Source organism: Paenibacillus sp. 11B, assembly GCF_030487755.1.
In the GTDB taxonomy this organism is placed as follows: Bacteria; Bacillota; Bacilli; order Paenibacillales; family Paenibacillaceae; genus Paenibacillus; species Paenibacillus vandeheii.
Map to the genome: position 1 here is coordinate 155,091 of NZ_JAUKNS010000006.1, position 12,880 is coordinate 167,970.

General features: G+C 47.7%; 10 protein-coding genes. 3 read left to right on the forward strand and 7 right to left on the reverse strand.

Features of this window, described 5'->3' with window-relative positions; all coding sequences use genetic code 11:
• Positions 1 to 21 precede the first annotated feature (21 nt).
• The 3 genes from Q0V21_RS24735 to Q0V21_RS24745 all read left to right on the forward strand — a co-directional run bounded on the left by Q0V21_RS24735 (position 22) and on the right by Q0V21_RS24745 (position 4,227).
• A complete protein-coding gene (locus Q0V21_RS24735; RefSeq protein WP_301881041.1) occupies positions 22 to 1,317 on the forward strand; it encodes a four-carbon acid sugar kinase family protein in 1,296 nt (431 codons plus the stop codon).
• A complete protein-coding gene (gene pdxA, locus Q0V21_RS24740) occupies positions 1,314 to 2,315 on the forward strand; it encodes a 4-hydroxythreonine-4-phosphate dehydrogenase PdxA (RefSeq protein WP_024629479.1) in 1,002 nt (333 codons plus the stop codon). The genes Q0V21_RS24735 and pdxA overlap by 4 nt, the downstream gene beginning before the upstream one ends.
• Before the next feature lie 190 nt (positions 2,316 to 2,505).
• Complete coding sequence (locus tag Q0V21_RS24745) at positions 2,506 to 4,227, forward strand: sulfatase family protein (protein ID WP_301881197.1); 1,722 nt, start codon at positions 2,506 to 2,508, stop codon at positions 4,225 to 4,227.
• Between the two features lie 27 nt (positions 4,228 to 4,254).
• On the opposite strand, the gene Q0V21_RS24750 is transcribed toward Q0V21_RS24745, so the two are convergent.
• The 7 genes from Q0V21_RS24750 to Q0V21_RS24780 all read right to left on the reverse strand — a co-directional run bounded on the left by Q0V21_RS24750 (position 4,255) and on the right by Q0V21_RS24780 (position 12,830).
• Positions 4,255 to 5,382 carry a glycoside hydrolase family 88 protein gene (locus Q0V21_RS24750; RefSeq protein ID WP_301881042.1) on the reverse strand — a complete coding sequence of 376 codons (1,128 nt, stop codon included), beginning with the start codon at positions 5,380 to 5,382 and terminating at the stop codon, positions 4,255 to 4,257.
• 32 nt (positions 5,383 to 5,414) lie between these two features.
• The gene (locus tag Q0V21_RS24755; RefSeq protein ID WP_301881043.1) at positions 5,415 to 7,757 is read right to left on the reverse strand and encodes a helix-turn-helix domain-containing protein; all 2,343 of its coding nucleotides are present in this window, start codon (positions 7,755 to 7,757) and stop codon (positions 5,415 to 5,417) included.
• Between the two features lie 51 nt (positions 7,758 to 7,808).
• Positions 7,809 to 8,693: a carbohydrate ABC transporter permease gene (locus Q0V21_RS24760; RefSeq protein ID WP_301881044.1), complete on the reverse strand. Its 885-nt coding sequence runs from the start codon at positions 8,691 to 8,693 to the stop codon at positions 7,809 to 7,811.
• 29 nt (positions 8,694 to 8,722) lie between these two features.
• On the reverse strand, positions 8,723 to 9,649 hold the full coding sequence (locus Q0V21_RS24765) for an ABC transporter permease (protein WP_443146326.1): 927 nt from the start codon (positions 9,647 to 9,649) through the stop codon (positions 8,723 to 8,725).
• 82 nt (positions 9,650 to 9,731) lie between these two features.
• On the reverse strand, positions 9,732 to 11,420 hold the full coding sequence (locus Q0V21_RS24770) for an extracellular solute-binding protein (RefSeq protein ID WP_301881200.1): 1,689 nt from the start codon (positions 11,418 to 11,420) through the stop codon (positions 9,732 to 9,734).
• A 259-nt stretch (positions 11,421 to 11,679) separates the two neighbouring features.
• A complete protein-coding gene (locus Q0V21_RS24775) occupies positions 11,680 to 12,564 on the reverse strand; it encodes an IS3 family transposase (RefSeq protein WP_301879581.1) in 885 nt (294 codons plus the stop codon).
• On the reverse strand, positions 12,513 to 12,830 hold the full coding sequence (locus tag Q0V21_RS24780; RefSeq protein WP_079350485.1) for a helix-turn-helix domain-containing protein: 318 nt from the start codon (positions 12,828 to 12,830) through the stop codon (positions 12,513 to 12,515). Before Q0V21_RS24780 ends, Q0V21_RS24775 begins: the two co-directional genes overlap by 52 nt.
• Between the last annotated feature and the right edge of the window lie 50 nt (positions 12,831 to 12,880).

The window sequence follows — 12,880 nt, forward strand, 5'->3', positions numbered from 1 at the left end:
TTTCCAAGGAGGGATGACTGCATGAAATTAGCCATTATTGCAGATGATTTGACCGGCGCCAATGACAGCGGGGTGCAGCTTGCCCGTCATGGATTAAAGACAAGCGTACTTTTCAACATGGATGAAGATAACATTCGTCATTACGATGCGGTTGTCTTCGATACCGATAGCCGTTCTATCATACCGGAGGATGCGTATCAGCGGGTACGCCAAGCAGCCGAACTGCTGTTGAGGAACGGATTTAATACCATTTTCAAAAAAATGGATTCGACCATGCGCGGAAACATCGGGATCGAGATTGACGCTTTATACGATGTGGTCAAGCCCGATTTTATGATGATCGCCCCGGGCTATCCCAAGAACAATCGCACCATTCTTAACGGCACGCATTATCTGAACGGCGTTCCACTGGCTGATACCGAAATTGCGAATGATCCGAAGACACCTGTGACCTTATCGTATCTTCCGGATCTGCTCAAGCTCCAGACTAAGTATGAAGTGGGCGAGATTAAGGTGAGTGATCTTGAATCGGGCACAGATCACATAAAGTCACTACTGGAAACCTATAAAGCAAACGACATTCCCTATATCCTCGTCGACTCGACAGATGAGCAGCATCTGGAGCAGGTCCTAAGTATCACCAGCAAACTGGAATATTCATTTGCCTGGGCAGGATCAGCGGGAATTGCCAACTACCTTCCCACTCATTACGGCTTGGGAGCCCAGTCCACGGAATTGACGATTCCTGCGAATCCGGGCCCCATACTCACCGTTGTAGGGAGCGTGAACAAAAACTCCCGTGAGCAGCTCAAGCAATTGCTACAAAAAACCAACATATCAGCAATCGCTTTTCACTCCTTCAAAGCCGTATCCGGTTCAGCAGATCGTGAGCAAGAAATCGATCGTGTGTATGAGGAAGTGAAGGCCAAAGCCGTGGAAGGCAATGACGTTGTCCTCTATTCAACCGCGGAACAGGTCGATATTGAACTGGCACGTGCTACGGGTGAAGTCAGAGGGCTTAATCACACCGAGGTCAGCAATGAAATTGTACGGGCCATAGGTGAGATCTGTGCCAAGCTCTTAGAGAATGGGTATTTCAAAGGTGTATCCATGACCGGCGGAGATACGGCTAAACAAATCTGTATGAAGTGGAATATCAGCGGTTTCGAACTGCTCGATGAGCTTGAAATTGGTGTACCGATATCGAAATTTATTGGAATTGACGATCTGCACGTAATTACCAAAGCGGGCGGATTCGGCAAGCCCGACGTCTTCATCCATGCGATTAAAAAATTAAAAGGAGGAGTTACCGTATGAAACCAACCGTAGGAATTACAATGGGCGATGCAGCAGGCATTGGACCCGAGATCATTATGAAAGCATTGGGCCATCAGGAGGTCTACAACAACTGCAATCCACTCGTCATAGGCGATGCGAAAATATTGGAGCGTGTCCTGCCTGTCATCGGATCGAGCCTGAAAGTAAATGCCATTCATGAGCCATCCGAAGCCAAGTATGCATTCGGTACTGTGGACGTCATTGATCTGGATCTCATTCCTGCAGATCTGGAATATGGAAAAGTATCTGCCGTTGCGGGAGATGCAGCATTTCAGTTTCTGGCGAAAGCCATTGATCTGGCCAAAAAACAGCAAATCCACTCCATCTGCACGGCGCCTCTGAACAAGGAAGCCCTGCATCTGGGTGGACACTTGTATCCAGGTCACACCGAAATTTTGGCTGATCTGACCGATACCGAGGATTTCTCCATGATGCTGACTACACCCAATCTGCGAGTGATTCACCTTACGACGCATATGGGTCTGATTGATGCCATTGCGAGCATCAACCCGGAAAGAACATACACTGTGGTTAAACTGGCTCATGATACATTGAAAAAAGCTGGCTTCGAGAATCCACGCGTTGCAGTATGCGGTATTAACCCGCATGCGGGCGAAAACGGATTGTTCGGTAATGGTGAAGAGGAAGAAAAACTGCAGCCCGGCATCGAACGTGCGCAGAAGGAAGGCATTAACGTGGTTGGTCCACTCCCGGCGGACACGTTATTCTTCCGCGCTGGCCGTGGCGATTTCGATATCGTTGTTGCTTGTTATCACGATCAGGGACATGCACCGATCAAAGTCATGGGCATTGAAGAAGGTGTGAACATTACAGTGGGTCTCAAAGGCGGGATTATCCGTACTTCTGTAGACCATGGAACGGCTTTTGACATCGCAGGCAAAAACATTGCTGATGACAAAAGCATGCTGGCCGCCATCCGTTCCGCCATTGAGCTTGCACCCAAAACGCAAGTTTAAAGAAACAAAAAGAGCTATGTTAAAGTTACGACCGTTCCCCATGCTCTATAGGGGAACGGTCGTTTTTGTGTATAAGTCATGACGTGGTAAGTGGAAATGGACTTTTCGTAAGCTTCATCACATACCTTAAAGTAAAAACGATTGAGGGTGTGTGAACTCCGTGAACAATACTCCCCCGCCATCTTCTACTATGGAGAAACCGAACTTTCTTGTCATTCTTGTAGATGAGGAGCGGTATCCTCCTATATATGAAAGCAAAGAAATACAGGCATGGCGCAGAGAAAATCTGATTACCCAGGAACGTTTAAAGTCTCACAGCATGGAATTCCATCGGCATTACATCGGATCAACTGCCTGCTGTCCCAGCCGGGCTACCATGTTCACAGGTCAATATCCATCACTGCATGGTGTCAGTCAGACTGTCGGCATTGCCAAGGAATCGTTTGACTCCGACATGTTTTGGCTGAATCCAAATACGGTGCCTACCATGGGGAATTACTTTCGGGCAGCAGGATACGAGACGTATTATAAGGGAAAATGGCACATCTCCAATGCGGATATTATCTCTCCCGGCACCCACCAAAGTGTTCCCAGCTATAACCCCTTGACGGGAGTTCCTGAGCCACACCTGGAAAGTCTGTACCTTCACGCGAGCCGTTTGGAGGAATTTGGGTTCTCCGACTGGATTGGCCCTGATCCCATAGGCAGAAACCCTCGAAACTCCGCTTCTTCCGCCGCGTTTGGCTTAAGTGGACGGGACGAGGTGTACGCCGCAGAAACGGTTCATCTCATTGAATCCCTTGATCGCAGGAAGAATGAAAACCAACATGCTGAGCCCTGGCTCATTGTCTCTTCCTTTGTGAACCCGCATGATATTACGTTATATGGTGATCTCGCCGAGCGCCTGCCCGATTTCAAATTCGAGGTAGACCCAATGCCCCCTGTCGACGCCCCTCCGACGATACACGAGTGGCTGGGCACCAAACCACGTTGTCAGGCGAGTTACAGAGATTTATATCCCAGAGCTTTGCAGCCTATCACCGATCAGAGCTTCTACCGCCAGCTGTATTATCAATTGCAAAAAAATGCGGATCACCAAATGTCTAAAGTGTATGAAGCTCTTACGCGTTCCTCCTTCTATGACAATACCATTGTTATTTTCACATCGGATCATGGTGATCTGTTGGGCGCTCACGGTAATCTTCACCAAAAGTGGTACTGTGCCTATGAGGAATACCTTCATGTTCCTTTTCTGATTCACAATAAACATCTGTTTCCTGAGCAGCAACATGTGCATAGCCTGACAAGTCATGTCGATCTGCTGCCAACGATGCTGGGTCTGGCCCGTATTAACGTTTCCGAAATCCATGGACGATTGCAAAAGAAGTTCAGTGAAGCGCGCCCATTGGTAGGAAGGGATCTTACGCCTCTTATATATGGAAAAAATAATCCGGGACTGACACGGCAACCGGTCTATTTTATGACCGACGACGATGTCACCCGTGGTCAGCACCAAACGAATCCATTAGGCGTACCCTATTCGTCGGTTGTACAACCCAACCACATCGAAACCGTCATTACCACCCTTTATAAAAACAATAAACCGGAAATCTGGAAGTTTTCCCGGTACTTCGATCATGCTCAGTTCTGGAGTCAGCCTGGTGTTAAGGATGTCATCACGCAGCCTGTGGGAAATCCAACTTCAGGGCAATGTGTAACCACAACGAAAACACAACCGGTACAGGATGAATATGAATTGTACAACTTGACGGACGATCCGCTGGAGACCTGCAATTTCGCCCATTCTGCCTATGCTACTCCGCAGACGACGAGCATTCAGCACTGGATGATGCAACTTCTGGAGGAACAGCGGCAACAAAAACGTCTGTATCCTCATCAACCTACGATATAGAGGTATACAAAAACAACAATTCTCATCCTATCGATCGTACCAATAGCCAAGGATACCTCGTTCCAGACGCATCAGCGCCTCAAGATAGAAATAATCGCCCCAGATCGTGTAATCATCAGGTGAATCTCCACCTCTTACGGAGTAGGAGCCATGCTTCAGCAGACCCTCTGCTGTATCCGAGCCCTGCGTGGAATAATGATTAATTAAAGATTTCACGGACGATTCCGCTGCATTCCGAAAAGCCTCCCGCTCAGGATCAGCTTCATCAAGCTGTCCGGCAATTTCCAACAGACCGCAGGCAACAATGGCCGATGCAGAGCTGTCCCTTTTCGTATTAGGTGTCTGCGGGGCATCAAAATCCCAGTACGCTACTTCATCCTCCGGAAGATGGGCAATAAAATAACGGGCGAGACGCTTCGCTGTCTCCAGCATCTCGGCACTTTGCAGATAGCGGCTGCAGAGTGCAAAACCATAAATCCCCCATGCCTGTCCGCGTGTCCAGGTAGAGCCGTCATGGTAGCCCTGATGCGTACCGCCTCGAATAGCCTCTCCGGTATCCTGATCAAAATAAAAAGTATGATAGCTTGAGTCATCCCCACGAACGAGGAAACGGCGGCTTTTCAGCGCATGCAGCTCGGCAACGCGGCGATACTCCTCATTATTCGTCTGCTCATACGCCCAGAACAGCAGCGGAAGATTGAGCAGGCAATCGATAATAATTCGCCCTCCGTTACTCACATCGCCTTTGCGTCCCCAGGCCTGGATTAGTCCAGCTTCCTCCCGCCAACGTTTCATCAGCATATCCGCAGCTTCCAGCGTGAGTTTTTTGGCGGCGGCGTCATGCTCCACAATCCATTGTGCCTTGGAAGACAATGAATAGAGGAAGCCAATATCATGATGATCAAATATGATTTTCTGATCCATTCGCCGACGGAAGTTATCGACGCTATTTACGGCTGCCTCACGGAACCTCGGGTCCTGCGTATACTCCGTGCTTAACCACAGAATGCCCGACCAGAATCCTGCCGTCCACTCCGTATTATCATTAAGCACATAATGCTCATCCCCGTTACTAACATGGGGAAAGCGCCCCTCGAATCGATCTATGTTGCGCCGGGTGACATTCAATGCATCTTCAATAGCTTTTTTCCACATGAACCGTTCCTCCTCTAGGCAAGTCATATTCTTCAATTCTCTTGCTGGACAAGTCTGCTATTTTGCTTATACTGGCCGGGTGTAATTCCCTCATATTTCTTAAATACACGAATGAACGAATTGCTGTTCAGGAAACCCACCCTCTCAGATACGTCCTGGATCGTCAGTTCCTCTGCCTGTAAAATTTTCTTGGATTGCTCAATTCGATAATGGTTGATGTAATCAATCACGTTGACTCCTGTCTGTTCCTTGAAGTACTTGGAGACATAGGTTGGATGGAAACGAAACCGCTCGGATAAATGGGTCAAACCCAAATTGACATCCGCATAACTCTCATGGATAAATTCCACTAGTTGATCCTTCAATTCCTCACTGCGGGACCGCTTGCGCTCATGCACGGTCTGGCATACCGTCTCCAGTATCCGAAGCAATTCGACCTCAATCTCCTCAAAGGTCTCACATGCATACAATTGCCGGATCAGATCGTTGCGCTGCGTCATCTCGTTCTGGTCGTCCGTCTTGATCTGTTCGGTAGCTTTCAGAAAGGTACCAATCAACTCAAACATCAGACAGCGAGCCAGTTCAACCGACAAGGGCTCTCCTGCGAAATTGGTCATGAGAATTTCGTTCATCACTTCCGTGGAACGGGCATAATTCCCTGTAGCGATATAATTGATGAGCTGTCTCTCCAGATCAAGAGGGTAATACAGCTCCTCCTTGGGCCGACGAATCCGGTTCGGATCAATAATCTGACCGATCCCCAGAATTAGCCTGTATTCCAGCGCTTCTTCCGATTCCCGGAAACAATCCGCGATCTCCGCCATACGGTGATGAACATGGCTGATGCCAACAGAGAAGTACACACAGAATCGGGAGCCAATGAAACGCTGGGCTTCTTCGACTGCATGAATTAACCGATGACTGGTATCCTCCGTATCCTCCTCACACTCCCGAATATTAATCAGGAACGCGATTCTTCCATCAATGTCGACAGAGTATACGTGACCGATCGAGCCAATCATCTCCTCCAGCACATTGGTCAGGATTAGGTGCACAAATTGATGCTTCTCCTCCCTGTCCTGCTCACGAACTCTGGAACGGAACAGTCCTTCAACATCCTCAATGTGCAGGAGCAATACGGCAAATGAATTTGTCTCGAACCGAATGCCAGAGCTTTCCAGGGTCGAAGCAAACTCCTCACCTACTTGTACCCTTCCCTTCATCAACTTGGAGAGCAGACTGCTCCGTATAACGCTTTGCTGATCTTTAAGCCTGTTCGCAAATTGATCCTGTTCTTCCCAGGCTTGGATTAGGACAGACTGCAAGATGCCATATTCATCGTCCGGCTGCTCCAGTTTCCATTTGACCTTATCCGAGATAATGTTCATGATCCGTCCCAGCGGACGGTAATTCCGTCTGGTGAACCACCAGGCTGCCACCCCGCCAAGGATAAGTCCTGCGATAACGCCTCCAAGCGTAATATCGCGGATGACCGTCAGCTTCTTGGCATAGATTCGGGTAGGTATGATGGATACATACTTCCAGTCCTGGATCTTGGAAGAAATCTGCGATATGGTCACGGATTCTCCGTTCCAATCGATGGTTTCCGTTCTTTTCTCAGCATCCTCGAAAAGGTTAAGATCCTCCCCCTTTATGTAAGGGGTTTCAAGTGATCCGGTAGAAAATAACGTTTGACCGTCGTGGTCCAGAATGAACACGGTGCTCTCCTTTTCCAAACGTACATTATCAATGGCTTGCTGGAACCGATTGGGGTCCAGGTTAACGACAAAGGTAGCAGGGCTGCCAGCGCCATTCTGAATCGGAAACGGCTGAATATAGACCAGCGTGTCCTCAATCCGTCGGTCCTCGCTCCGAACCTCCATCTTTCGGTACATGCTTTTACCAGAGTCATGCATAAGCCGGGTCCACGCTTCCTCGGATACATTCGTGCCCTGATAGAATATGTCATATAGATACTTTTTTTGAATGAGTGAAGAAGAGGACAACGCAATATCGGACTGTTTGATATAAATATACAGTTCACTAATCAAGCCGTTTCCGACGCGTGTGGATTTCAGGTTTTTGATCAGATCAATCCCCATAAACCTCCAGCGGGCATCCTGTTCAGACGCGTGATTAATGAAGCTCATGAGTTGGGAGTCGGCCATTAATTGATTGCTGATGCTGCCAATATCGCCAATCTGGTTATCAATAGTTTCCTGCACCTGAGATAACAGCACCATGTTGGAACGATTAACTTCTTCCTCTAGCAGCATGCGAGACTCGGCAAAAACAGCAGCACCGATCACAATGGGAATGAGCAGAATGACCATGTAAGAAATGCCCCAGGACAACAGGATGCTTTTCTTCTTCATGCGTCTCCTCCTCACACTGTGTTATTGGGTATGGCATGGCCTAAAGCAACTCTATTCTTTGATTGCTCCGATCATAACACCTTTAACAAAGTATTTCTGCAGAAATGGATAGATGAACAATATAGGCAGGGTGGCTACCATGACCGTTGCGTATTTTACACTTTCCCCGATGGCCTCTTTGTCCATAGCGGTGGCTCCTGTTGTCATCGAATCCGTACTGTTCTGAATCAGAATTTCCCTTAACACCAGTTGAAGTGGGAACAGGTTCCGGTCCCGAATGTACAGGATCGCGCTAAACCAGGAATTCCAGTGACCGACGCCGTAAAAGAGAATCATCACCGCAATGACGGGCATCGACAATGGTACGACGATCCGCCAGAGAATAAGCATCTCCCCTGCCCCGTCTATACGGGCCGACTCTAGCAGACTTTCTGAGATTTCTGCAAAGGAAGTCCGCATAATAATCAGATTATAGCTGCTGATCAAACCCGGTATAATCAGAGCCCACAGGCTGTTCCCCATATGGAGCGTGTTATTGATCAACAGATAGGACGGGATGATTCCGCCGTTAAAAAACATCGTAAATACAATCGCCAGCATGATCGGATTGCGGAGCATGAAGCTTTTGCGGGACAACGTATACGCCCCCAGAATGGTAAACAGCAGATTCAGCGCCGTGCCCACCACCACAATGAATATCGTGTTCCGGTATCCGGATAGAATGTTGGGGTTGCTCAGTACCAGCTTGTAGCTGTCCATCGTAATGCCTTTGGGAAAAAGCAGCAGACCTCTATGGGCCATGAGCTGACTTGAGTCACTAAGCGACGCATTTAGCACATGCAGCAGTGGATACAAGGTTATGATAATCAGACCTGTCATCAACATTGCGTTCGCACCACCAAACAGCCGCTCTCCAATGGATCTTTTCACTCGCAAAGAAATCCCTCCCTTCACCTCGTTCTTGGTTAGAACAGCTTGGTATTGGATATCACCTTGGACAGGCGATTGGCACCGATTAGCAGCGTAAAGTTAATGACCGACTGGAAGAGACCCACCGCGGTCGTATAGCTGAATTCGGCACTTTCACTTATCCCTTTGCGATAAACAAACGTCGAGATTACATCTGCCGTATCATACACGTTCGGATTATAGAGCAGAATAATTTTCTCGAACCCAATCTCCATCAGTCCACCAATGCGGAGTATGAGGAGAATCATAATCATCGGAATGATGCCGGGAAGCGTGATATGCCACACCTGGCGAAGCCGACTCGCTCCGTCCACGTTGGCAGCATCATAAAGCTCGGGGTTGATGCCGCTAAGTGCAGCCAAATAGATGATGCTGGAAAAACCAAGCTCCTGCCAGATTGATGAGGCGGTATATATGGTACGAAAATTGGCCGGATCGCTAAGAAGTGCGCTGCTCTGACCGCCAAAATAACCAATAATGGTATTAAACAGTCCATCTCGGGACGAAAAATCAACAATCATGCCGCAGATGACGACAATGGAAATAAAATGGGGAATGTACGAGATCGTTTGCACCGTGCGTTTGAAGATCTCATGCCTGAGCTCATTAAGCAGAAGAGCAAGAAGAATGGGAGCCGGGAAACCGAACAACAACTGATAAAAACTTAGCAATAGAGTATTCTTCAGAATTCGCCAGAAATAATAGCTCTGGAAGAAATCCTGAAAATGCTGAAATCCGACCCAATCACTGCCCCATATGCCTTTGCCCACCGAGTAGTCCTTGAACGCAATGATGGCCCCGTACATCGGAAAGTATTTGAAGACGAGAAAATATAAAACGACGGGAAGAGCCATCCAATAGATGGCTTTATTCTTTTTGTAATTAAGCCATAACAAGGAAAGCTTGTGCGACAACTCCTTCATCCCCTTCCTTTTTCATTCCAAAGAGGGCGTCCACGGCGGTGAAGCGGTAAAGATGGCTTCACCGCTCGTGGGCATCTCCTCCTTATCTGGCGTTATACCGGTCCAAGGCCGCTTGCTGAATTTCAATAGCCCGTTTCACGTTAAACTTGTTGATCTGATCGACAAACTTGTCAAAGTTCTCAATCGGCTCAACCCCAATGACGAATTTGACGAACATCTCATCCCGATAAGTTCCAATATCACTCATGATTTTGCTGTACTCCGTAGATTCTTCAGTCGTCAGACTGGTAGGAGGAAGGCCTACCTTCAGCGTATTCTCACTGTATTTGGAGAACAGAACCGCCGCATCCTTCTGCTGCTGGAGCTGATAATACTGCTCATTGTACCGATCGTCATCCTCCCCTACGAAGGGATAGTTCGCAATAAAATGTTTGGCCATGGCCTGAGCAACCGACAGACCGTCCGGATTTTTCAAAATCTCATCGTTATACGTCGGGTAACCGTCCTTCATCGTATAGGTGAGGCCCTCCACACCGAAATTTTTCAGCATATGTCCTTCTTCACTGAAGAAATAATCGAGTGCCTTGATCGTTTCTTCCGGGTGTTTGTTGCTATTGGTGATCACAACGCCGCTACTGCTCCACTCCCAGGAACGTCCGGTAAACATCGGCTCATCCCCTTTGTTCAGCACCGGATATTGCACGGCTGTCAGATTGGCGTTCGGATCCGTTTCCTGCAGAGCGGGCAGGTAGCGGCCTACACCTCCACCGATATAGGTGAAAAACGCACCAGCTTGACTGCTCAAAATTTTGGCGTCATATGTTTTCTGGTCATTGGTAGCAAAATCGGGATCAATCAATCCCTCCTGATACCAGCGATGGAACATCGTTAGAAACTCCTTATATTCCGGCTCGATTGGTCCATAGACGACCTTGCCATCTTTCATAAATGTATTATTAGTGATGCCGTAAGCCTCCAGATACGTCGGTGCGGCTGGTCCCATCGTGGTCATTTTTGGGGGTGCACCAAACAACAGGGGCGCTGCTACGCCTTTTTTCTCCTTGAAGGCCTTGAGTACTGTCTCCCACTCCTCAATCGTTTCCGGTTTCTCCAGCTTCAGCTCATCCAGCCAATCCTGACGGATGAACGTACCGCCGAAGGTTTTGTATTCCCCCAGACGCAGATGCGGTATCGCATAGATATCTCCGTTGTCGGCTTTTAACTGTTTGGCAACCTCGGGATTCTCCTCCAGGGTCTTTTTCAAATTGGGAGCGTATTCATCAATGAGTTCGTTAAGTCGAATGATGATACCATCATTGAACAGTTTGGCGTAATCTCCATTGACAAACATGGCATCAGGCAGCTGATTCGAGGCAATCATGACGTTGAACTGTTCGGTCTCGGCACCCACCGCGGGATGCTGGAATTCGATTTTGGTATTGGTTTTCTTTTCCCATTCCTTAATCGCCGTGATTTCATTCATGCTCTTGAGTGTGATGGACGCATTCGTATTCATCGACATCCAGATTGAAATGGGTGTAGGTCCATCTCCTTCTGCTTCACCTGCACTTCCGTTGCCTCCCGAGCAGCCTGCAAGAGCAGTAATACTCATCATCAGGCAGATTCCAATTGCCAGTCGTTTTCTCCATGACCGTTTCATTGCTTCACGTCCCCCCATTGAATTCGTATCGTTGATAGGCAACCCTGTCATCGCTCCCCATAAAGTTACCGCTTGCCCGCTATAATGGCTATCCTCCATTCTTGCCGACATATCCAAAATTTGATGTTTCCTTGTGCAGCGCAGGATTTGCATATGAATGCAAGAGATCAAGATCATATTTCCAGATTGAATGGTGAAGCAACAAAAGTGAAGAACACTCTTTCCAAATAACCATTTGGTCAAATCGTTTAGAAGAATATTGAACCAGTCACACCTGTTTAGTAAACCATAAGTTTTGTAAAAACATACAGCAAAAAGCCCCCTATCTACATTGGTCAAGACCCCATTTAGTAGACATTATAAAAAGACCCTAGGCTGCAAACTGGCGTCGGTACTCTACCGGCGTCAGTTTTTTTAGTTTCCGTTGTGGCCGTTTTCGGTTGTAAAAACGGATATATTTTTCGATTTTGCTTTGTGCTTCGCTAAGCGTTCGGATATGATAAGGATAGAGTCCTTCCGTTTTGAGATGCGAGAAGAAACTCTCCATCGAGGCATTGTCATAACAATTTCCTCGGCGAGACATGCTGATTCGGGCGCCAACCTTTGGCAGCATGTCGTGGTAAGCATGAGACGTGTACTGGAATCCTTGGTCGCTATGAACGACCAGTCCGGTCACGTCTTTTTGCTTCGCAAACGCCTTGCTGAATGTGCGAAGCACCAGTTCATTGTCGTTGCGTTCGCCTATTTCGTAAGCCACAATTTCGTTATTAAACAGATCCTTTATGGCTGAAAGATATATCCAGCGCTCTCCCACACGATACTGGGTAATGTCCGTTACCCATTTCTGATTCGGTTTTTCTGCACTGAAATCTCGCTTCAAGAGGTTCTCTGCTACACGCTGCGCAGGTGTATACGAGCTGCTGGAGCGCCGTTTACGACGGATTCGAGATTGAATACCGAGCATTTGCATCAGGCGGAGCACCTTTTTGTGGTTCATCCAAATCCCCTGATCTTGCCAAAGGAACAACTGGAGCTGCCGATAACCATATTTGCCTTCATATCGTTGATACGTTTGAAGCACTTGTTTCTTCGCCTTTGCGTCGCGATCGAATCGTTTACGTTTTACATAGGCATAAAATCCACTCCGTGACACGCCAAACACATCACAAAGTTTCTGGATATCACCGTATGCCGCTACTTTTTCTATGATCTGAAATCTTTCTTGTTTGCTTCCTCCTTCCAGATGACCAAGCACTTTTTTAGCAACTCATTCTCCCGTTTCAGTTTTTGTACAAAGCGGTCTTGATCCAAGTATTCTTTACGTCGACCTCGCTGATCCATCAGTCCAAACTCACCTTGTTCCCGATATTTTCGCATCCAGCGCTTCATTCGTCCTGGATCATGAATCCCCAGATGTTCATTAATCTTTCGATAAGTCCACCCCTCAACCGTATGCAAACGAATAGCCTCATTTTTTATCTTCTCCGAATACGTTTTAAACTTTTGTCCCTTAATCGCCATAAAAAAATACACCCCCTAGAATTTCATCGGCTAAACCCAGGGGTTTTTCC